This is a genomic window from Microcoleus vaginatus PCC 9802 (assembly GCA_022701275.1).
GTDB lineage: Bacteria > Cyanobacteriota > Cyanobacteriia > Cyanobacteriales > Microcoleaceae > Microcoleus > Microcoleus vaginatus_A.
Genome location: CP031740.1, coordinates 5,225,427 through 5,246,386 on the forward strand (window position 1 = coordinate 5,225,427; position 20,960 = coordinate 5,246,386).

Below are 20,960 nucleotides of genomic sequence, written 5' to 3' on the forward strand. Positions count from 1 at the left end.
GGAATGTAAAAACATGGAAACTCGTCCTACTAACTTGCCTCCTACAGCTAATGCTTACAACGGCAAAGATAGGAATGCCTTTTTGTTTGGCTTCAACCCGCAAGCAGAACTTTGGAACGGTCGCTTAGCGATGATCGGTTTCTTAGCTTATTTGCTTTGGGATGCCGCTGGATATAGCGTTCTACGTGACATACTTCACTTTCTGCCTACCTACATTGCTCACTAATGAGTAGCACTCTTTCCTGTCTGGCAGCGTGACTAAATGCCGCCACTGCCAGACAGGCTAAAAGTTACAAATGGCAGCGAGTATGGTTTTGTCCCTTTGTATCTTTCGTTACTTTTGAATGGCATTAAAAGACTTCTTGCTGTGATTCCATGATTACGGGTGGGGGCGATGTCGCTGGCGCGGTGAATATTCCTATGGATAGATATTTATTACGTAAAGGCGCTCGCTCCTGCTATTATATTGGTGGAAAGAAATCTCATCGAGCATTTCTGATAGTTTATGAAAAAGTAGGAGCATCAACAATGATTAACTCAAATTTACTGGCAGTAGTACAATCGACTGTGACTGACACAGCATCCGGAAATTGGCAAAAGCCTCTGGTGATGTTTATTTGCAACATCTTAGCCTTGCTAGTTCTCAGCCGCCGAATTTGGTATCCCCACGTCGGGCCGAAAATGCCTTTGCCCTTCCCCTCTCTGTTCAACAATGTTAGCGTACCGGCATTTCTGGCTTGCATGAGCGCTGGTCATTTGCTGGGAGTATTCACGATTTTGTCGCTGAGTATCGACAAGGCTATCTAGTAGCAACTGTGTCGTTTAGTGGGCGAGTTGTTACGGCAATAAACCCGTTTAAATGATCCAAAAAAATTGGGCAGGGGTAAGTGAAAAGCACTCACCCCTAATTTTAGTTTTCCCTGCGGACATTACGCAGAAACCGATTTTTTTTTCGGTTGTTTTTTGACCGTGCACCCTACAACAGAGGAAAAGTGCCAGAGTTTGATCGAGTGGTCAAGTGCCTCATTTAGATAAAACCTTTGAAAATCGAGATATTATGCAGGCGGGCGCACCCTACAACTACAGCCAGTGACAGTTAGCCTTAGCCCAGAAAATAAAATTTTTCCATGTTTCAATTTCTGGCTGTCAGTGGGAAAGTGGCGATTTCTGTTGCAGAGTCTGGCAGAGGGGGGCGCAGACAAAGATAAACTAGCGGCCCTAACAGCGGAACTAGAGAGACTGCCCAAAAAATGCGATCGTCGGCGAGTCCACGGCGTGCCATGTCGTCTCCCAGAAGTGAGGGAAATATTACAGCCATCAAGCAACAATCCCAAGTTATTAAATGCACAAAAGGAATTGACTGCCACTGCTGGACATAATCTCCCCAATCTCCATTTAACCAAGCCCAAGCTAACAGCCAGATAGTAGTTAGTAAAAGTACAAGGCCTGTCCAGCGGGAGTCTGATATTTTGATCAACATATCTTTGCGGCCGGAAAATTGTGGCTGGGGCTGGCGGAGGAGTAAGTAGGGAATTAAGCCGATGATACCGGCGCCGTTGGAAGCGATGAAAGCAGGCCCAGCGGATATATTTTGGGTTCTCTCATCAATGAATAGGAGGCAAGCGTAGACCATCGGCCACACTCCCATGAGAGCGAATACCGTTACAAGGTAGGGGTTAATTCCTTCTAGCTGGAATTTGATCATTTTTTCAATAACTGTTAGCGTTCCGGGCTGATCGAGAGGAGCTAGCAGTAAGGTGTAGGCAATAAATGTTGCCCATAGCAACCCCAGAAACATTTTTGTTTTCATCAGATATAACGAGTAGTTGAACCCGACTAAACTAAATTATGGTAAAGTAGCCGCCCAGTTAGCGGCGTCTATCTTAGGTGATAAGCAGTTCGATTGGGACAGCGGCTGCAAACCCCGTTTTAATCCGGGGATGAAAGGCACTACATCAGGCGAGCATTACTTTAGGCAGACGCAGGAGCCCCGCCAGGGAAGATACATTTTAAAGAATCGGTTGTTTCCATTACACAACCCTTTATTAGAAAAGGAGTTTCAGCGATGAACTTAATATCTGTAGAGGAACTCAAAGCGCTGGTACAACAATCTGCTGGATTGTGCGTCTCTATTTATATGCCAGTCGCTCAAGGAACAGAAATTCAACAAAATCCGATTCGGTTCAAAAATTTAATCAGAGAGGCTGAAGACAAAATAGTAGAGTACGGATTTGACAAAAAAGAAGCTGGGGAATTGCTAGAGCCAGTCCGATCAGAAATTGACCAGGAAAACTTTTGGGAAAATCAAAGCAACCTGCTGGCGATTTTTGTCGGTTCAGGATTTTTCCGTTACTATAGCTGTCCGGTGAATTTTGATGAATTAGTGGTTGTAAGCGACAATTTTCACGTCAAGCCCCTGATGCCTCTGCTGACAGGAGATAATTTATTTTATGTTTTAGCTCTCAGTAAAAAGGAAGTGAGGCTGATTGAGTGTACGGCTTACAGTGCTCGGGAAGTTGAAGTTGAAAACTTGCCGAAAAGCCTTGAGGAGGCTCTGCAATATGACCCGACAGCTAAAGATGGTCAGTTTCGGATTGCTACTTCCAAAGGAGGCACTAATAATTCTTTTCAGCAGCCGGGAAGTTTTCACGGCCAGGGAAGTCCGGATCGAGATGAACCCCAGCAGGAAATATTGCAGTATTTCCACATAATCGATGGGGCGCTGCACAAATATTTGCACAATAAAAAAGCTCCTTTAGTATTAGCTGGAGTTGAGTATTTGCTCCCGCTTTACCGAGAAGCCAATACCTACCCGCATTTAGTTGAAGAAGGAATTACAGGGAATCAGAAACTTCTCAAGCCGGAAGAGTTGCGGGCCGAAGCTTTGCCGCTGGTGGAACCTTTGTTTTTGCAGGCTCAGTCGGAGGCGATCGCACAATACCACGATCTGACAGGAAGCGATAAAATTTCTGCTGATTTGAAAGAAGCTGTTTCGGCTGCTTATTTTGGACGGGTCGATCGACTGTTTGTTGCTCTTGGCGTTCAGCAGTGGGGTACTTTTAATCCCGATACGAATTCGGTGCAAATCCACCCAGAAGCAGAATTGGGCGACGAAGATTTGTTGAATGCGGCAGCAATTCAAACTATCCTCAACGGCGGAACTGTTTACGCAGTGCCGCCAGAAAAAGTGCCGGACGAGGCACCTGTAGCTGCTATTTTTCGCTATTAATTTACCAGGTTTAAACCAATGGAATCTACTTCAATGACAAATTCCGACAAACAAAACCAAAGTAGTAGCAGCGGCGATACCGAACGCTGGGCATCTTTAATAGGCGGCGGGGCACTGGTGCTTTTTGGTTTGTCGCAGCGTTCTTTGCGAGGTGCTTTGCTGGCGGTTGCGGGCGGCGGTTTAGCGGCGCGCGGTCTGGGGGTGGTGGAGGGTTTGCAGTCTGCTGCTGATCAGAATCAAAGCATTAAAGTTGAAAAGACGGTGACGATCGACAAACCGGCTGATGAATTGTACCGTTTATGGCGCAATTTTGAAAATTTGCCTCGGTTTATGAAGCATCTCAAACACGTTACTGTCATCGATGAAAAACGTTCTCACTGGATTGCCAGCGCGCCGATGGGCAATAGTGTGGAATGGGATGCAGCGATTGTCCGCGAAGAAGAAAATCGCTTAATTGCTTGGGCGTCTGTTGAAGGATCTGATGTTGACAATTCTGGTTTTGTGCGCTTTCAACCGGCATCTGCAGGACGCGGTACAGAGGTAAAAGTTGTCATCGAATACAACCCTCCGGGGGGCGCAATTGGTGCTGGCGCTGCTAAACTATTTGGCGAAGCTCCAGAACAGCAAATTGCCAATGATTTACGTCGCTTTAAGCAGTTAATGGAAGCTGGGGAAATAGCGAGTACAGAAGGTCAATCTTCGGGCCGCAAGTAATAAGTTAGATGGTGTCTCCGGATCTAACTAACATCTTGCACTATTCTCAAGAACAGGCAAGATGCCTGTTCCACAAAGAGGGAATTTCTTGTGGGGTGGGCATCCTGCCCGCCCATAAAAAGCTTATTGAAAATGGTGCAAGATGTCAGATCTAACCATCTTTGTTTTTTAGCTGATTAACTGATGTCATCTCAAGTGGTTTTTGGAAATGCGGGCGCTGAAGGGGCAAGTCGGGGCGGGTGGTTTGCGGGTCACTTTATTACCCCTGAAAACGACGCGCGATCGACTTCTGTTTTAGAGGTAAAATGGGGCACTCACCCCGCCGGAGATTGTAGGACTCAGTGGGCGGTAAATGCTGCCGCCACCACGCTTTCTATCCTGGTAAAAGGGCGGTTTCGGCTGCAATTTCCCGAGCAAGAAATCTTGCTTTCTCGCGAAGGAGATTATGCTCTGTGGCAGCCGGGAGTGCCTCATTATTGGTCAGCCGAGGAGGATTCGGTGATCGTGACTGTGCGGTGGCCTTCGCTGTCGGGAGATAGTTCGGGAATTAAGAATTAACTTTAACTTCTGGAACCAAAACGCGACCGTTATAACCCGCGCGCTGGTAGCGATCGATCGCCTCTGATGCGATAACACCCGCTTTCCCACTCTCCACCAAGGCTACGCAAGCACCGCCAAAACCTCCGCCCGTCAGCCTTGCGCCGAAGACTCCCGGGATTGACTGCAAGATGGCCGCGAGCGTGTCTACTGCCGCTACCGAAACTTCGTAGTCGTCGCGCTGGCTGGCGTGGGAAGCATTCATTAACTCACCAAAACGCTCTGCCGACACAGATTTTACGGCTTCGAGCACGCGGTTGTTTTCGGTAACGACGTGGCGCGATCGCCTTTTGAGGGGTTCTGGCAATACTTCGACTGCTTGGGGATCGGCGATATCCCTGAGAGCTTTAACTCCCAATATCCGCGCGGATTCCTCGCACTCGGCGCGGCGCTCGTTGTAGCCGCTTCCTGCTGCTAGTTTGTGGCTTTCGCCGCTGTCAATTATTAAAATTTCTGTGCCTGCGGGAAAAGGTACCGGGCGGCATTCCAGGCTGCGGGTGTCGATAAATAGCATGGTGTTGGTATCTGCTAAACTCGACGCCATTTGATCCATGATGCCACAGTTCAAGCCGGCATACTGGATTTCGGCTTGCTGTCCGATTTGAGCTAGCCGCACGTCGTCTAGGGGGAGGTTCAGCAGCGCGCGCAGTCCTCTGAGGGTGGCTATTTCTAAAGCGGCGCTGCTGGACAAACCGGCTCCGATCGGCACATTCGAGGTAATGTAGAGATTTATTGGCGGTACTTTGTATCCTTCTTTTTCTAAAAGTCTGAGGCAGCCACAGATATAACTGACGAAGTTTTGCGGTATTGTATCGTCGTCTGAATAATTTATGAGTTCGTCATATTCTGCTGAATAAAAATGGTGTCGATCGTCACTGCTGAAGCCGATTTGTACTGTTGTGCGCTGGGGAATCGCAGTTGGAAGTACAAATCCATCGTTGTAGTCTGTGTGTTCGCCCAGCAGGTTTACTCTTCCGGGTGCGCTGGCTGTGGTTTTAGGTAATGTACCAAATACTCGTTGGAATTTCATTTTTGGGGAAGTGGTAATTGGTTATTGGTTATTTGTTATTGGTTATTTGTTATTGGTTATTTGGAAAAACAGCTATCCGTGTCTCCGTGACTTACGTGTTGTGCTGTTGGTAATTGGGAAGAAATAAATTTATTTTTTCTCGTTTGTCCTTATTATAGTGCCCAATTTTTTTGGTTAATTCAACCCCTGTTAACAAAAATAAACATCACCGTCGGTTGGGAAAAGATATTGAGCTGTGATAGAATGACAGGCTAAGATTTCTCCAAAAATTCAAAAAATGCGATCGACCAGACCCCGGAAACAGTTTGCTCAACATTGGCTCAAAAGCGAGAAAGCCTTAGATAAGATTGTGAAAGCGGCTTCTTTGGATCGCGATCGCGTCCTGGAAATTGGGCCGGGTACGGGGATTTTGACTCGGCGTTTGCTGCCTGCTGCTGAGTCTGTTGTTGCTGTGGAGATCGATCGAGATTTGTGTCTCAAGCTAGCCAAACAACTCGGCAAAACCGACAATTTTTTACTGCTACAAGGGGACATCTTGGAAATGGACTTAGAGGCGGAACTAACGGCCTTTCCCAAATTCCAAAATCCCAATAAAGTTGTTGCCAACATTCCCTATAATATCACCGGCCCGATTCTGCAAAAACTGCTGGGAACGATATCTGTTCCTGCGGCTAAACCCTTCGATTCGATCGTGCTGTTAGTGCAGAAAGAAGTGGCCCAAAGGCTTTACGCTAAACCGGGTTCGACAGCTTTTGGCGCTTTGTCGGTGCGGGTGCAGTATTTAGCAGAATGCGAGTTAATTTGCGATGTGCCGTCTAAAGACTTTTTTCCGCCACCAAAAGTCGATTCTGCCGTGGTGCGGCTGGTTCCGAGACTGATAGAAACTCCGGCGGTTAATCCGCGCTATTTGGAGAATTTAGTTAAGTTGGGATTTGGTAGCAAGCGCAAAATGCTGCGAAATAATTTGAAAGGGGCTGTGGACTTAGATAAACTTGTTCAATTGCTAGAAGAGTTACAGATAAATCCTCAATCTCGCGCTGAAGATTTAAGCGTGGATCAATGGGTAAGTTTGAGTAATAATATTATGGGCGATGTTTGAAGTTCAGGATTGTGTTAGATACCAGAATTATTAAATAATTCTGATACCTGGGTATTTTTTTAATAAGAACTTTTCGGTGTGACTACTAACAGTTTAATTTAGGTTTGATGGGGATTATTAAAGGTTTCTTGCAGGGTAATCGGAATTTTAATAATAAATTCTGCACCTTTCCCCGGGGCAGAAATACAGTGCAATTCGCCTTTATGTCTTACTGTGATAATTTGATAGCCAATCGATAAACCTAATCCCGTGCCTTTACCTACTGGTTTAGTGGTAAAAAATGGATTAAATAACTGGTTCCTCACCGATTCAGTTATTTCTGGCCCGTTGTTGCTAATTCGGATTTCTACCACTTGACTGTCTGAAAGTTTGGTAGAAATTTTGATGAGGCAGCGATTAGCTTCATTGCCTGCCATCGACTCGCTGTGGCTGTCATCTTCTAAAGCATCAATAGCATTAGCTAGGATATTCATAAACACTTGATTTAGCTGTCCGGGATAGCACTCTATTTTCGGTAAATTGCCATATTCCTTGAGAACTTGAATGCTCCACAAATCTGGCTTAGCATTCAATCTGCTTTGCAAAATCATCAGTGTGCTGTCAATTCCTTCATGAATGTCGGCTACTTTCCTTTCTGCTTCGTCATGGCGAGAAAAAATTCGCAGCGACTTGACAATACCAAAAATCCGCTCGGCGCCGTTTCTCATAGAAATTAATATTTTTGGCAGGTCAGAGATGATAAAGTCTAAATCTATAGACTCGATTTTTTCTTTAAGTGTGGGTAGGGGATTCGGATACTGTTCTTGATAGATATTCACCAGTTTGATTAAAGTATCGGCATACTCACGGGTGTGAGTAAGATTGCCGTAAATAAAGTTAATCGGATTGTTGATTTCATGAGCAAGCCCAGCGACCAATTGCCCCAAAGATGACATTTTTTCGCTGTGAATTAGCTTTGATTGAGCCTGCTTCAATTCAGACAAGGCTTGTTCGAGCTGTTGAGTTTGAGACTTTAACTCTGCGGTGCGTTCCTCAACTCGAATTTCTAATTCTTCTTTAGCTTTTTTTAGCGCAGCTTCTGCTAATTGGCGCTCGACAATTTCCGATGCTAGGAGTCGGTTTGCCAATTCTAAATGTTGAGTTTGAGACTTTAACTCTGCGGTGCGTTCCTCAACTCGAATTTCTAATTCTTCTTTGGCTTTTTGTAGTGCAGCTTCTGCTAATTGGCGATCGACAATTTCAGATTCTAGGAGTCGGTTGGCGGATTCTAACTGTGCGGGACTCGGAAGTGCTAGGGCTTGAGGGATTAAGTCTACCAAAAGTATGGCTGTAGCAAAGGAAATAAGGGCAGTAATTGCTTTCATTGTTCCTGAAAGCCAATAGGTAGGATGCCAAAGCGTCCAGACTTCAAATATGTGAGTGATGCCACAGGCGACGATAAAGCCTCCAAACATGGTAAAGATCCAGTCAAAGGGCAAATCTTCGCGTTTGGAAATAAAATAAATCAGTGTAATCGGGATAGAGAAATATGCTAGTGCAATGATCGAATCTGAGGCGACGTGAAGCCAGACTAACGGGGTCTGCCAGAGATAGCAGTGACCGTGAGGAATAAATGACCCGGAACTAAAAAAAGTTTTCCACATTTCCTGCATAATATTTCCTTTGAGTTGTGAGAAAATGGATGCGGACTGGTGTCAATTAATTGCAACCAGGGGTTTCTTTCACCTGCGGCTTAATCACCTATGCGTTCATATTCTCTGTTAGCTTCAGCAAAAATCAATCTGTATTTGGAAATCATAGGCGATCGCCCGGACGGATATCACGAACTGGCGATGGTACTTCAAAGTATAGATTTAGCCGATCGAATTGACTTGCGCGCGATTGGTACGGACACGATTCGCGTGCGCTGCGATCACCCGCAAGTCCCTCCTGATAAGAATAACCTGGCCTACCGGGCGGCGGATTTGTTGGCGAAGCAATTCCCCGATGCTTTGGCGAAATACGGCGGAGTCGAGATTGCCATTCACAAGCAGATTCCAGTGGCGGCGGGGCTTGCCGGCGGTTCTGCCAATGCGGCTGCGGTTTTAGTCGGGATGGATTTGCTGTGGCAATTGGGACTTACTCAGTCGGAGTTGCAAGAATTGGGGGGAACTTTGGGTTCGGATGTGCCTTTTTGCATTGCGGGAGGTACGGCTTTGGCAACTGGTCGCGGGGATAAACTGTCGCCTCTGCCTGATTTGGCAGGCTTTTCTGTGGTTTTGGCGAAGTACCGCAATCTCAGTATTTCCACGGCATGGGCGTATCAAACTTATCGCCAGCAGTTCAGTAGTTCCTATTGTGCAGTGGAAGATTTGGGGTGCCGCCGGGAACGGCTGCATTCGGGCCCGATGGTGGGGGCGATCGCCCAAAAAGATCGATCAAAAATTGGTCAATTGCTACACAACGATTTAGAAAAAGTTGCTTTGCCCGTGTACCCGCAGGTGTTGCAGTTGCGGCAGGCTTTTGAGTCGGCGGGGGCTTTGGGAACGATGATGTCGGGTTCCGGGCCGACGGTGTTTGCGCTGGCCGAGTCTTCCGAGCAGGCTCAGCAACTTATGGAACGGGTTAAAATTGCGATCGCTTCTCCAGATTTGGATTTTTGGGTAGCACAGTTTAGCAATACTGGAATTCAGATTTTTTCGGAGGGAAACGAGACGAAACCGCCGATTTCGAGGGTGTAACTCGAAGAGGGTGCGATCACCATCGCCCGTTAAACCTGTCTAACAGGCGAGGGTCAAGATGAATCTAACTTTTCGCAGAGTCTATTGAGATCGAAGAACTGATAATATGCCATGCAACACCGATTTTAGTTTTGGTGAATTAACCAGAAATCTAAAATCTAAAATCTAAAATCTAAAATCGCCATGACTGATTTAACTAATCCAAATTCTACTTCTAAACCTCTGAGTTCGGCTGGAGATGCAACCTCTGCATCTTCGACGCCGCCGACGATTTTGCGGTGCGTGATGGGTTCGCTGATCGCGGGCGGGTTTGCGACGGCTTTGTACGCGCTAACTTTGTCGATCGTCCAAACTTTTGCAAATTCGCCCATTCATTCTGACAATGTGACTGCGATTAATATTGGCGCGGCTGTGCGAACTTTAGTCATGGGGATTGTGGCTTTGGGCGCGGGTGTTTTTGCTTTTGCATCTTTGGGTTTGATGCTGCTGGCTGTGCAACTTTTAATTCAAAAGTTGCTAAAGAAACCTACAGCTTGAAGTCTAGCAATTGCAAGAATTGGGCTACACAAACTTTCATGTGCAAGGCAAAGAGTGAAGAGTAAGATCGAAGCAAGGGAATTATTTACGATCGGACACTCCAATCTGAGTATTGAAGCGTTTGTTTTGCTGCTGCAACAACACGGAATTACGGCGGTTGCGGACGTGCGATCGCATCCTTTTAGCCGCTATTTACCTCATTTTAATAAATCTGAAATTAAAGCTTCTCTGTCAAGTGTCGGCATTCAATATGTTTTTTTAGGCAAAGAGTTGGGCGCGAGACCGGAGGATTTAAGCTGTTACGATTCTAGCGGTAAAGCTTTATACGATCGCATAGCAGCCACTCCTCTATTTTCCGCAGGAATTGAGCGCTTGCTAAAAGGCGCATCCAATTATAAAATCAGTTTAATGTGTGCGGAAAAAGACCCACTTACTTGTCACCGGACTATTTTAGTGTGCCACAAACTTAAAGAATTTAATTTCCCGATTAATCATATTCTGTCAGATGGCAATTTAGAATCGCACCAGCATTTAGAAGAAAGACTTTTGAGCAAGTTTAACAAAGGCAAAAAAAATAATCAGCCAATCCAGCTAAGCTTGTTTGAATTAGAGCCTCAAGTTAAAGAAGAAACAGTTGATTTAGCAGCAGCTTTTCACCGTCATGGATTAGAAATCGCTTATGTCAGCAAAGAAAGCAATTAATTTATTTACAAAATCGGTCGATGTTGGCGGGTTTTGCTAAGCGAAAATATTTAAATTCCTGCCCGCAAAAGCTAATTTTTTAGGGACACAATGCGCCCATTACTGCTAGAAGTAGCGCGTCAAACGATTTTTCGCATAAGTCCTGAACAACTCTTGACATCGCATACATTTATAAAATAGGGTACAGCCCTCCGCGCCCACCCTATTTTTATAAATTTTCTTCGAGTTTTAACGTTGTTCATGCTATAATTCTGCGGGACTGTAGCAGAAAGGGGTGCTTTTTGATGAAAGCAGAATTTTATTTTGACTGTCACAAATATATTTGCAGTTTAGTTCAAGTAGATTTTGTCAAAGAATTAAAAATAAAAAATCATCAAGGTTTTGTTTTGGCTGTTAAGCAAGGAGAAAAGATTGGACTTTTGGGGAAAAGCCGCCATAATGCTAAACAAGTTGATGTATCTAAGCCGCATTTTTATAATGTAATTAAAGCGGCTATGAGCGCTTTGGAATTAGAAACTAAAAATGAGGTGATATTAGAGAGAAATCGAACTCTTGCTGATGCCGAAGAAATGATTCAGCAGCAAAACCGAGAAATTCGCGTTCTCAACGAACAGATTAGAATGCTTGCGACTAAGGTTGAGGAATTGTCAAGGGAAAAGCAGCAGTTATCAATGCAGCTAGTAGACAAGGAAATCAGGAAAACTGAAATTAGTCAAGAAAGTGATGATTTTTTTGCTATAGCAAAATATTTAGTGACGGCGGAAAGTGAGCATCGGATTGGAGAAGTTGAAATTAATGAAAAAATCGAAGAATTGTCTGTTCAAGCTTCTGGGTTAGCGGGGCAGTTAATCGCAAATCAACAGAATTGGGAGGAGATTGAGGAAGAGGAAGAAATCAGCGAGGGCGATGTTGAAATTGTTGATTTTGAAATTATAGAAGAAGTAGAAGAAAATATCAAAAAAGTAGAAGTTCAAGGAGGCGAAAGTGAAATTAAGCGACTGCCTAAAAGGGCTTCCAACAAAAGGATGAGAAAGAAATCTTAATGCTTTAGTTATATAGCAATCCTCGGATCATTTGTGAATTTCTTACTCCCGAGCGAGCGGGTTCGGGGAGGGTTGGGGTAGGGTAAAAATTTACGACTCCTGCAAGGATTGCTATATGACTCGTTTAATTGTGGCGATCGCATTTTGGCAAAATTGCTCAACAGTTAACCGGAAAAACCCCTCGCAGCCGATCGCCCGTTTTCCCCCTGCAGCCTCGCCCACAACAAAATTTTGACAATTATTCAGGGCGATCGGTAAAATTACAGGTACGATCGAACTATTGTCAGCAGCATTAAATCCTTCAGTAATTAGTCGTTTGCCAACAGTCACATAATTGTTGACAATATTGCACAATAGATAAAATTGTAAATATATAGCACCGGCGTTTTTTTTGACCGCTTATGAATAGCAGATTCCTCGATCGCCTCCACCACCCCTCACGCCCCGTCATCGTCTTCGACGGCGCGATGGGAACCAACCTGCAAGTCCAAAACCTCACCGCAGAAGACTTTGGCGGCAAAGAATACGAAGGTTGCAACGAATATCTCGTCCACACCAAGCCGGAAGCCGTCGCCAACGTGCACCGGGGATTCCTCGAAGCAGGGGCCGATGTCATCGAAACAGACACCTTTGGCGCCGCTTCCATCGTTCTCGCCGAATACGATTTAGCAGACAAAGCGTATTATCTCAACAAAACTGCCGCCGAACTCGCCAAGGGTATCGCCGCCGAATTTTCCACGCCAGAAAAACCGAGATTTGTCGCAGGATCGATCGGGCCAGGCACCAAATTGCCAACATTAGGACACATTGATTTTGACACTCTCACCGCCGCTTTTGCCGAACAAGCAGAAGGACTTTATGACGGTGGCGTTGACTTATTTATTGTCGAAACTTGTCAAGATGTGCTGCAAATTAAATCAGCATTAAATGCCATTGAAGAAGTATTTAAGAAAAAAGGCGCGCGGATTCCGTTAATGGTATCAGTCACAATGGAAGCCACCGGCACAATGTTAGTCGGTTCCGACATCAGCGCCGCCCTAGCCATTTTGCAGCCTTACCCGATCGACATTTTAGGCCTCAACTGCGCCACCGGGCCCGATCGCATGGCCGAACACGTCAAATACCTTTCCGAACATTCGCCCTTCGTCGTTTCCTGCGTTCCCAACGCCGGTTTACCCGAAAACATCGGCGGCCACGCGCACTACAAACTCACGCCAATAGAATTAAAAATGGCCTTGATGCGCTTTGTCGAAGACTTAGGCGTACAAGTCATCGGCGGCTGCTGCGGAACCCGCTACGATCACATCCGCGAACTAGCAGAAATTGGCAAAACTCTTAAACCCAAAATCCGCGAAATTACTTGGGAACCATCCGCCGCCTCAATTTATAGCGCCCAACCCTACGAACAAGAGAATTCCTTCTTAATTGTCGGCGAAAGACTCAACGCCAGCGGTTCCAAAAAATGCCGCGATTTGCTAAACGCCGAAGACTGGGACGGTTTAGTAGCAATGGCCAGGGAACAAGTGCGAGAAGGCGCGCACATTCTCGATGTTAACGTTGATTATGTCGGCCGCGATGGCGTGCGAGACATGAAAGAATTAGTTTCCCGCGTTGTGACTAATGCCACTCTCCCTTTAATGCTGGATTCCACAGAATGGGAAAAGATGGAAGCAGGCTTAAAAGTTGCCGGCGGCAAATGTTTGCTGAATTCCACTAACTATGAAGACGGAGAACCGCGTTTTTATCAAGTTTTAGAGTTGGCGAAAAAATACGGCGCGGGCATAGTTATCGGTACAATTGACGAAGACGGGATGGCCAGAACTGCTGACCAAAAATTTGCGATCGCCCAGCGCGCATATAACGCCGCTGTCGCCTACGGAATTCCCGCCGAGGAAATCTTTTTTGACACCCTAGCTTTGCCCATTTCCACCGGGATTGAAGAAGACAGAAAAAATGGCAAAGCTACCATCGAATCGATCCGCCGCATTCGCCAAGAATTGCCCGGTTGTCACGTAATCTTAGGAGTTTCTAACATTTCCTTCGGCTTGAATCCGGCGGCGCGGCAAGTCTTGAATTCGATGTTTTTGCACGAAGCGATGCAGGCCGGGATGGACTCGGCAATTGTCAGCGCCAATAAGATTTTGCCCCTCGCCAAAATCGACCCCAAACACCAAGAAATCTGCCGTAAACTGATTTACGACGAACGGGAGTTTGACGGGGATATTTGCGTTTACGACCCCTTGGGCGACCTGACAACGGTGTTTGCGGGCAAAACTACTAAGCGCGATCGTACAGAAGACGCAAGCCTTCCGGTAGAAGAACGCCTGAAGCAGCACATCATCGACGGCGAACGCATTGGACTAGATATCCAACTCGCCAAAGCATTAGAAAGCTATCCGCCTCTCCACATAATCAATACTTTCCTGTTAGACGGGATGAAAGTAGTCGGAGAATTGTTCGGTTCGGGACAAATGCAACTGCCATTTGTATTGCAGTCAGCAGAAACCATGAAAGCGGCAGTTGCCTATTTAGAACCGCACATGGAAAAGTCAGAATCTGGGGACAATGCCAAAGGCACATTCATCATCGCTACTGTCAAAGGCGACGTTCACGATATCGGCAAAAACTTAGTTGATATTATTTTATCAAACAACGGCTACCGAGTGATAAACTTGGGGATTAAACAGTCGGTTGACAATATCATCGAAGCTTACGAAAAGCACAAAGCCGACTGTATTGCCATGAGTGGCTTGCTGGTAAAATCCACCGCGTTCATGAAAGAGAATCTGGAAGTGTTCAACCAGAAAGGAATCACCGTTCCGGTAATTTTGGGCGGCGCAGCTTTGACTCCCAAGTTTGTACATGAAGACTGCCAAAATACCTACAAAGGTAAAGTAGTTTACGGCAAAGATGCGTTTTCTGATTTGCACTTTATGGACAAACTCATGCCAGCCAAATCTGCTGGTAAATGGGAAGACTTGCAAGGATTTTTAGATGAAAGAGAGGATGATAATGGCGCGGTTAAAGAAGCTAAAGCGGCGCCAGAAACTTCTGTAGAAGATGCCAAGAAAGCAGACACTCCTGTGGTGATAGATACCAGGCGATCCGAAGCAGTTGCAGGAGATATCGATCGCCCGACTCCTCCTTTCTGGGGAACGAAACTGTTGCAGGGAGAAGACATCCCCTTTGAGGAGATTTTCTGGCACTTAGATTTGCAAGCTTTAGTTGCCGGTCAGTGGCAGTTCCGCAAGCCAAAAGACCAATCGCGGGAAGAATACGATGCTTTCTTAGCGGAAAAAGTTTATCCGATCTTGGAAGAATGGAAACACAAAGTCATCGCCGAAAAGTTACTGTATCCCCAAGCAATTTACGGGTATTTTCCCTGTCAAGCTGAAGGCAATTCTTTGTATTTGTACGACCCAGAAATCATGGCTGGCGGGCAAGATGTATCGACACCCGCTGCAACATTGACATTTCCCCGCCAAAAATCGGGGCGCAGGCTGTGCATTGCCGACTTTTTCGCGCCCAAAGAATCGGGTAAAATCGATGTATTTCCGATGCAAGTAGCAACAGTGGGAGAAATTGCTACAGAGTACGCGCAAAAGCTATTTGCTAACAATCAATATAGCGACTATCTCTACTTTCACGGATTAGCGGTACAGACAGCGGAAGCCGTAGCAGAATGGACTCACGCGCGAATTCGGCGCGAATTGGGCTTTGGTAGCGAAGAACCGGACAACATTCGCGATATGCTAGCCCAAAGATATCGCGGTTCGCGGTACAGTTTCGGCTATCCCGCTTGTCCGAATATGGCGGATCAGTACAAGCAACTGGAATTGTTAAAGTGCGATCGTATCAACCTCTACATGGATGAAAGCGAACAACTGTATCCCGAACAATCAACAACCGCCATTATCACCTATCACCCAGCCGCCAAATACTTCAGCGCTTAATTTATAAAGTGCGCTATAAGCACCTTTCTCTCGCTTTTATCATTCATTATCCTCGTTCCCAGGCAGAGAGAGCCTGGGAACAAAGATCCCGAGGCTGTGCCTCCCTTTAAAAACCGAGAGGCAGAGCCTTAAAAAATGCGTTTTCAGGTATAACCTGGGAACAAGAAAAAAATAGTTCACCAATTAAACCAACAAAAAAGCACCTTAAAAAAAGTGCTTTCCTGAATATGAACTTTCCGTGTCTGACGAAACTTTTAGGAGTGATGCCGAGGAGTGCGCGCGCCGGCAGATGCTCCTACCATCGCAGCAACTAAACCCAATAGTGAGCCGAACAAGAACGACCAACCAGCTTTTGCAGCATTACCAGCAATATTGCGAGTATCCTGAGCAGATACGTTAGGTGCTCGGTTCGGCAAATCAACCCCGCCCTGCTGCGCTTGATTAATTGCTTCTCCCGCATTCGCAGCTATTACGCCAAAAGTACCGGCCACGCCATTTGCTAACAGCCAAGAGCCAATTGTTAAGGTAGTTGCCCACAAAATTGCTCCGTTCAAAAGTGCTGTGTTGCGGTTCATCGGGCCGCAAGCGCGAGCAGTTACCCAACCGCCAACCCCCAAGCTAATTAACAAACTAATAATTGACCAAATTCCGACGCCGGTACCCACGTCCCCTGAAATACTGCGCGGAGCTCCTGAATTAGCAATGTTGCTCAACCCGATCGCAGCGCCCAATGCACTTAACACCAGTTGTGTGCCGATCGCAATTACCAAACCTGAAAAAATCGGGCCCCAACGTACTCGATCGTGGTATTCCATGATTGAATTCACAACCACGGGTTCGGTACCAACATTATCTACAGGTCTATTTACGTATGACATAGGTTTTTCTTTCCTCTGAGAATTGCTTTAATTTTTAACCATCTTTCACCTAAGCATTGATTATGGCTGAGATTGATAGGAAGTATATCTGCCTGGGGAAAGAACCAGTATCTATGTCTGAAGAAATAAACGAAAAAGTCATCAGCCACCAGCCCGCCGCTATTAGCGAATCATTGATGATTGATGACTGATGAGTGATGAATATTTTATCCCGTTAGAAAAGTTCCCGGACGTATACAGGAAATGCGGACGTATACAGGAAAGACAGCTTAACGCAATCTTACAGCCGTTCCAACGGCTGTAATCAGCAGCAAAGCCCCGTTCGAGTCTACATTAATCGTGCCTGTGTCCACTTCCACCCCGATTACGGCATTGGCGCCCAGGCGCTGGGCCCGTTTTTCCAGTTCCGCGAGGGCATCTCGCTGTCCTTTGAGAAACACTTCCTCGTAACTGCCGGTGCGCCCGCCGATGATGTCGCGAATGCCCGCGAAGAAATCTCGCAGGGCGTTGGTGCCGTAGACAACCTCAGCAGTTACTATTCCCAGGTAAGATTGAATTTCTGCTCCTTGGATGATATCAGTTGTTGTTACAATCATCAGTTGGCCTCAGTCGCGAAAATTTTGAGTGGGTCTTGTTCTGTAGATTTACTACATCTCGCCGCTCAAACATTCCTGGTAAACCATAAGTTGTCAGCTTGCTAAGCTGACAGCAACTCGCCCTTTCATTCCACACACTCTTTGAAACAAATGGCCGTGTACAAACAAAGTCTCTTGGTATTCAGTACGCTGTTAGTAGCAGGATTCGCGGTCGCTGCGCCGCAGATAGCGCTCTCAGCAGAAACATCTGTTCAAGTCAACCCTGAAAATAATTCAAATTTAGATGCTCTGCTGCGACAAGGGCGCGAGTTGGTAGATTTAGGAGACTACAGTAAGGCGATCGCCATTTATCAGGAAGCAGCACGTTTAGATACGGAAAACCCCCGCATTTTTTCTGGTATTGGCTATTTAGAAGCGCGTCAAGGCAACTATCAAGCCTCAGTGGAATTTTACCAACAAGCGATCGGTCTGGAACCGAACAATGCTGACTTCCAATACGCCTTAGGATATGCTATGGCGAATTTGCAAAACTATCCCGCAGCAGCCACAGCTTACCGCCGCGCCGCTGCGCTCGATCGCAAAAATGTCAATGCCCGGATCGGTCTCGGAGTGGTACTCTTTCAGCAAAAAGATTACAGCGGTTCTTTTAAAGCATACCAAGAGGCGATCGCCCTCGATCCGAAAAATTGGCAAGCTTATTCTTCAATGGGTTTAGTATTGATCCAGCAGGAAAATTTTGCCAGTGCAGTTACCGTGCTCCAACAAGCAGCCGAACTCGCTCCCAAACAAGCCGGTGTCCAGTTAAAATTAGGCACTGCTTTGCTGCGTGCCGGCTATACTTCCGAAGGGCTAGCAGCTTTTGAAGAAGCTGCCAAATTGGAGCCCCGGAATCCAGAAGTGCAGTTAGAAATTGGCGAACTTCTCAAGGGTCAAAACGACTTAGACGGAGCGCTGGTAGCTTATCAGCGGGCTATTGCGGTGCGACCAAATTTAGTGGAAGCACACGCAGGAATCGGGCAAATTCAACTGGAAAAACAAGATTTTTTAGCAGCCATTACCACTTTTGGGCGAGTGATAAAGCTCGATCCAAACAGAGCCGAAGCTTATTACAATATGGGTACGGCACTCAAAGCGCGCGATCGCAAATCCGAAGCAATTGAAGCTTTTCAACAAGCCCTCAACACTTACCGCCAGCAAGGCAACAATGAGGGTGTACAAAAAGCTGAGGCGGCGCTCCAGCAACTAAAGTAATATTTCTCAATGTACTAATTGGTAATTGGTAATTGGTAATGAGTTTTGAGTTTTGAGTAAGTAATTTTTGTAAGGCTTAACCCTTCCAATCCCAGGGTTGCCAGGAAGGACAGAATCTCAAAACTTTTTTTATTACCTCTTACCTCTTGCCTCTTGCCTCTTCCTTCGTTTAAAAAACTCCGGTTTATCTGGCAGATATTACTCGTGATTAAGTTTTATTTTGCGCGCAAATAAACGTGATTAAATGCGGTATAATACTGGGGCAAATTTTCAGAGGGGATCGCTCTTAAAATCAGAGAGGAAATCAGGGCGATCGCAGTTAAAAATTTGCGACAGGCTATCTCTTTTGTAAGATGCTCAAACTACTCTCTTAAGACCAATCTATTTCTATTGGTAGAGACTGGCAACTTGTTAACATTTGTAAAATGAGCAAAATATCTTATCCCCAGAGCTTCATCTATGCAAACGTATGACGTGATTATCATAGGAGCCGGTCACAACGGACTGGTCTGCGCCTCTTATCTCCTCAAAGCGGGATATACCGTCCTGTTGTTAGAAAAACGTTCGGTTCCCGGCGGCGCGGCAACTACTGAAGCTGCGATTCCCGAATTGCCGGATTTTAAATTCAATATGTGCGCGATCGACCACGAATTTATCCATTTAGGGCCAGTTGTAGAAGAATTAGAACTGGAAAAACACGGTTTAGAATATCTTTTCTGCGATCCAGTTGCCTTTTGTCCGCATCCCGACGGCAAATATTTCTTAGCGCACAAATCTGTAGAAAAAACTTGTGCTGAAATTGCCCGCTACAACGAGCGCGATGCTAAAAAATATGCCGAATATACAGACTTTTGGCAGCGGGCTTTAGGTGCGATGGTTCCGATGTTTAATGCGCCACCAAAATCCCTCATAGATATTGCAGGCAACTACGATATTGCCAAACTAAAAGATTTATTTTCAGTGATCGGTTCCCCCGACAAAACGCTGGACTTTATTCGCACGATGCTCACCAGCGCTGAAGACCTTCTCAACGAGTGGTTTGACGAGGAATTTATCAAAGCACCTCTAGCAAGATTCGCCGCAGAACTCGGCGCGCCTCCTTCGCAAAAAACTCTGGCTGTAGGCGCAATTATGCTGGCAATGAGGCACAATCCCGGCATGGCAAGACCGCGCGGAGGGACTGGTGCATTAGTGCAAGCGCTGCTTAATGTAGTGAAAAGTTACTCGGGTGTGGTACTTACCGACCAGCACGTCGAGAAAATATTAGTTGATGACGGTCGCGCTGTGGGAGTTCGAGTTGCCAACGGCACGGAATACCGCGCTACAAAAGGTGTCATTTCTAATATTGATGCTAAGCGCTTGTTTCTGCACTTAATGGACTCCAGCGATGTTGACAGTGCCGACCCGGATTTGCGGGAAAGATTGGAGCGCAAAATTGTTAACAACAACGAGACTATTCTCAAAATAGACTTAGCTCTAAATGAAATGCCCAAGTTTGAGCGCTGGAATCATCGGGACGAATATTTAATCGGGTCGGTTTTAATTGCAGACTCGGTGAGACACGTTGAAATTTCTCACAGCGAGCCTTCAATCGGCAGAATTCCCGACTCTGACCCATCGATGTATGTAGTGTTTCCGACGGTACTAGACCCGTCAATGGCTCCCCCCGGACATCATACGGCTTGGATTGAATTTTTTGCTCCTTACATGATCGAAAATGCTGAAGGAACCGGCCAGCACGGTACGGGTTGGACGGATGAGCTGAAAAACAAAGTTGCCGATCGCTGCATCGATAAATTAGCAGAATACGCGCCAAATATCAAAAATTCAATTATAGGGCGCCACGTGGAGAGTCCGGCGGAGTTGGGAGAGCGTTTGGGCGCTTTGAAGGGGAATTATTATCACGTTGACATGACGTTGGATCAGATGATATTTTTCCGTCCTTTACCGGAGTTGGCGAATTACAAAACACCGATCGACGGTTTGTTTCTGACGGGGGCGGGAACGCATCCGGGCGGATCGATTTCCGGTATGCCGGGACGCAATACGGCTCGCGTTTTCATGCACTCGCAGCAGCCTTTCGCGCAGACTTTGGCAGATGCGGCTAATACTCTGAAAGCGAAGGGTAAGTCGGTATTTCGGAGTAATGAGAAGTAAGATTTTTTGAAACACAGATGAACGCAAAGAAACGCAGATGAATCACATCTGCGTTTCTTTGCGTTCATTTATCAGTCTGTGAGTGCGAGAATTTTTTCTGGTTGATTCTCTGTGAAGGGAAAACGATTTGCGATCGCCCTCAATACCTTTTCTAAATCTTGTGCATCTTTCGCGAGCGGTGGCGACGCTTTGCGTTTCATCAAATCTGTTTAAATATTTTTGGATCACAGAGTATATTCCATCGATAAAATTCTCAATATTAGAAGAACAAGTTAACGCTGAAGGCATTTTGGAACTTAGTGTCGCCGCCAAACCTCTAATGAAAGCAGAACAGGCAAGTCGCTGGTAGAAGTCGCTCCCCATCTCCGGATCAGGGCGATCGCCGCCGATTCCCCAGCATTTCGCATTCTCCTCAATTCATACTTTATGCGGATGAAAACGCCGGCCCCAAGTT

General features: G+C 46.1%; 20 protein-coding genes. 14 read left to right on the forward strand and 6 right to left on the reverse strand.

Annotated features, from left to right (window positions below; all coding sequences use genetic code 11):
• Window positions 1-13 precede the first annotated feature (13 nt).
• Window positions 14-226 (forward strand): high light inducible protein, encoded by a 213-nt coding sequence (locus D0A34_21480; GenBank protein ID UNU21066.1) that lies wholly within the window; start codon window positions 14-16, stop codon window positions 224-226.
• A gap of 302 nt (window positions 227-528) precedes the next feature.
• A complete protein-coding gene (locus D0A34_21485; GenBank protein ID UNU22405.1) occupies window positions 529-807 on the forward strand; it encodes a Photosystem I reaction center subunit PsaK in 279 nt (92 codons plus the stop codon).
• Window positions 808-1,132: 325 nt separating this feature from the next.
• Here D0A34_21485 and D0A34_21490 read toward each other — a convergent pair whose 3' ends face one another.
• The gene (locus tag D0A34_21490; protein UNU21067.1) at window positions 1,133-1,810 is read right to left on the reverse strand and encodes a DUF2834 domain-containing protein; all 678 of its coding nucleotides are present in this window, start codon (window positions 1,808-1,810) and stop codon (window positions 1,133-1,135) included.
• A gap of 16 nt (window positions 1,811-1,826) precedes the next feature.
• On the opposite strand from D0A34_21490, the gene D0A34_21495 reads away from it, so the two are divergent.
• The 4 genes from D0A34_21495 to D0A34_21510 all read left to right on the forward strand — a co-directional run bounded on the left by D0A34_21495 (window position 1,827) and on the right by D0A34_21510 (window position 4,501).
• Entirely contained in the window at window positions 1,827-2,069 is a 243-nt protein-coding gene (locus tag D0A34_21495; protein UNU21068.1) for a hypothetical protein, read from the forward strand.
• The gene (locus D0A34_21500) at window positions 2,066-3,229 is read left to right on the forward strand and encodes a hypothetical protein (protein UNU21069.1); all 1,164 of its coding nucleotides are present in this window, start codon (window positions 2,066-2,068) and stop codon (window positions 3,227-3,229) included. Before D0A34_21495 ends, D0A34_21500 begins: the two co-directional genes overlap by 4 nt.
• 18 nt (window positions 3,230-3,247) lie before the next feature.
• Window positions 3,248-3,943 (forward strand): cyclase, encoded by a 696-nt coding sequence (locus tag D0A34_21505; protein ID UNU21070.1) that lies wholly within the window; start codon window positions 3,248-3,250, stop codon window positions 3,941-3,943.
• A gap of 183 nt (window positions 3,944-4,126) precedes the next feature.
• Window positions 4,127-4,501 carry a signal peptidase I gene (locus D0A34_21510; protein ID UNU21071.1) on the forward strand — a complete coding sequence of 125 codons (375 nt, stop codon included), beginning with the start codon at window positions 4,127-4,129 and terminating at the stop codon, window positions 4,499-4,501.
• On the opposite strand, the gene galK is transcribed toward D0A34_21510, so the two are convergent.
• Window positions 4,491-5,570, reverse strand: coding sequence for a galactokinase (gene galK / locus D0A34_21515; protein UNU21072.1), 1,080 nt, complete (start codon window positions 5,568-5,570; stop codon window positions 4,491-4,493). The genes D0A34_21510 and galK overlap by 11 nt on opposite strands.
• Before the next feature lie 277 nt (window positions 5,571-5,847).
• Here galK and rsmA point away from each other — a divergent pair, with 277 nt between their 5' ends.
• Window positions 5,848-6,669 (forward strand): 16S rRNA (adenine(1518)-N(6)/adenine(1519)-N(6))-dimethyltransferase RsmA, encoded by an 822-nt coding sequence (gene rsmA, locus D0A34_21520; GenBank protein ID UNU21073.1) that lies wholly within the window; start codon window positions 5,848-5,850, stop codon window positions 6,667-6,669.
• 98 nt (window positions 6,670-6,767) lie between these two features.
• On the opposite strand, the gene D0A34_21525 is transcribed toward rsmA, so the two are convergent.
• Window positions 6,768-8,321 carry an ATPase gene (locus tag D0A34_21525; protein ID UNU21074.1) on the reverse strand — a complete coding sequence of 518 codons (1,554 nt, stop codon included), beginning with the start codon at window positions 8,319-8,321 and terminating at the stop codon, window positions 6,768-6,770.
• Window positions 8,322-8,411: 90 nt separating this feature from the next.
• Here D0A34_21525 and D0A34_21530 point away from each other — a divergent pair, with 90 nt between their 5' ends.
• The 4 genes from D0A34_21530 (at window position 8,412) to D0A34_21545 (ending at window position 11,671) form a co-directional block, all read left to right on the forward strand.
• Entirely contained in the window at window positions 8,412-9,389 is a 978-nt protein-coding gene (locus tag D0A34_21530) for a 4-(cytidine 5'-diphospho)-2-C-methyl-D-erythritol kinase (GenBank protein UNU21075.1), read from the forward strand.
• Window positions 9,390-9,572: 183 nt separating this feature from the next.
• Entirely contained in the window at window positions 9,573-9,926 is a 354-nt protein-coding gene (locus D0A34_21535; GenBank protein ID UNU21076.1) for a DUF3082 domain-containing protein, read from the forward strand.
• A 66-nt stretch (window positions 9,927-9,992) separates the two neighbouring features.
• Window positions 9,993-10,628 carry a DUF488 domain-containing protein gene (locus D0A34_21540; protein ID UNU22406.1) on the forward strand — a complete coding sequence of 212 codons (636 nt, stop codon included), beginning with the start codon at window positions 9,993-9,995 and terminating at the stop codon, window positions 10,626-10,628.
• 284 nt (window positions 10,629-10,912) lie between these two features.
• Complete coding sequence (locus tag D0A34_21545; protein UNU21077.1) at window positions 10,913-11,671, forward strand: hypothetical protein; 759 nt, start codon at window positions 10,913-10,915, stop codon at window positions 11,669-11,671.
• Window positions 11,672-11,782: 111 nt separating this feature from the next.
• On the opposite strand, the gene D0A34_21550 is transcribed toward D0A34_21545, so the two are convergent.
• A complete protein-coding gene (locus D0A34_21550; GenBank protein ID UNU21078.1) occupies window positions 11,783-12,001 on the reverse strand; it encodes a hypothetical protein in 219 nt (72 codons plus the stop codon).
• Window positions 12,002-12,072: 71 nt separating this feature from the next.
• Here D0A34_21550 and metH point away from each other — a divergent pair, with 71 nt between their 5' ends.
• On the forward strand, window positions 12,073-15,624 hold the full coding sequence (metH, locus tag D0A34_21555; protein UNU21079.1) for a methionine synthase: 3,552 nt from the start codon (window positions 12,073-12,075) through the stop codon (window positions 15,622-15,624).
• 254 nt (window positions 15,625-15,878) lie between these two features.
• On the opposite strand, the gene D0A34_21560 is transcribed toward metH, so the two are convergent.
• A complete protein-coding gene (locus D0A34_21560) occupies window positions 15,879-16,502 on the reverse strand; it encodes a hypothetical protein (GenBank protein UNU21080.1) in 624 nt (207 codons plus the stop codon).
• A 269-nt stretch (window positions 16,503-16,771) separates the two neighbouring features.
• Window positions 16,772-17,098 (reverse strand): hypothetical protein, encoded by a 327-nt coding sequence (locus tag D0A34_21565; protein UNU21081.1) that lies wholly within the window; start codon window positions 17,096-17,098, stop codon window positions 16,772-16,774.
• Between the two features lie 150 nt (window positions 17,099-17,248).
• Between D0A34_21565 and D0A34_21570 the strand changes: the two genes are divergently transcribed.
• Window positions 17,249-18,349, forward strand: coding sequence for a tetratricopeptide repeat protein (locus D0A34_21570; protein UNU21082.1), 1,101 nt, complete (start codon window positions 17,249-17,251; stop codon window positions 18,347-18,349).
• Window positions 18,350-18,808: 459 nt separating this feature from the next.
• Window positions 18,809-20,506, forward strand: a complete 1,698-nt coding sequence (locus tag D0A34_21575; protein UNU21083.1) for an NAD(P)/FAD-dependent oxidoreductase — start codon at window positions 18,809-18,811, stop codon at window positions 20,504-20,506.
• The last annotated feature ends 454 nt before the right edge of the window (window positions 20,507-20,960 follow it).

Excerpts from the sequence above, each read along its gene's own strand:
- D0A34_21480 (UNU21066.1), top strand. The coding sequence starts at position 14 with ATGGAAACTCGTCCTACTAACTTGCCTCCTACAGCTAATGCTTACAAC.
- D0A34_21485 (UNU22405.1), top strand. The coding sequence starts at position 529 with ATGATTAACTCAAATTTACTGGCAGTAGTACAATCGACTGTGACTGAC.
- D0A34_21490 (UNU21067.1), bottom strand. The coding sequence starts at position 1,810 with ATGAAAACAAAAATGTTTCTGGGGTTGCTATGGGCAACATTTATTGCC.
- D0A34_21500 (UNU21069.1), top strand. The coding sequence starts at position 2,066 with ATGAACTTAATATCTGTAGAGGAACTCAAAGCGCTGGTACAACAATCT.
- D0A34_21505 (UNU21070.1), top strand. The coding sequence starts at position 3,248 with ATGGAATCTACTTCAATGACAAATTCCGACAAACAAAACCAAAGTAGT.
- D0A34_21510 (UNU21071.1), top strand. The coding sequence starts at position 4,127 with ATGTCATCTCAAGTGGTTTTTGGAAATGCGGGCGCTGAAGGGGCAAGT.
- galK (UNU21072.1), bottom strand. The coding sequence starts at position 5,570 with ATGAAATTCCAACGAGTATTTGGTACATTACCTAAAACCACAGCCAGC.
- rsmA (UNU21073.1), top strand. The coding sequence starts at position 5,848 with ATGCGATCGACCAGACCCCGGAAACAGTTTGCTCAACATTGGCTCAAA.
- D0A34_21525 (UNU21074.1), bottom strand. The coding sequence starts at position 8,321 with ATGCAGGAAATGTGGAAAACTTTTTTTAGTTCCGGGTCATTTATTCCT.
- D0A34_21530 (UNU21075.1), top strand. The coding sequence starts at position 8,412 with ATGCGTTCATATTCTCTGTTAGCTTCAGCAAAAATCAATCTGTATTTG.
- D0A34_21535 (UNU21076.1), top strand. The coding sequence starts at position 9,573 with ATGACTGATTTAACTAATCCAAATTCTACTTCTAAACCTCTGAGTTCG.
- D0A34_21545 (UNU21077.1), top strand. The coding sequence starts at position 10,913 with ATGAAAGCAGAATTTTATTTTGACTGTCACAAATATATTTGCAGTTTA.
- metH (UNU21079.1), top strand. The coding sequence starts at position 12,073 with ATGAATAGCAGATTCCTCGATCGCCTCCACCACCCCTCACGCCCCGTC.
- D0A34_21560 (UNU21080.1), bottom strand. The coding sequence starts at position 16,502 with ATGTCATACGTAAATAGACCTGTAGATAATGTTGGTACCGAACCCGTG.
- D0A34_21565 (UNU21081.1), bottom strand. The coding sequence starts at position 17,098 with ATGATTGTAACAACAACTGATATCATCCAAGGAGCAGAAATTCAATCT.
- D0A34_21570 (UNU21082.1), top strand. The coding sequence starts at position 17,249 with ATGGCCGTGTACAAACAAAGTCTCTTGGTATTCAGTACGCTGTTAGTA.
- D0A34_21575 (UNU21083.1), top strand. The coding sequence starts at position 18,809 with ATGCAAACGTATGACGTGATTATCATAGGAGCCGGTCACAACGGACTG.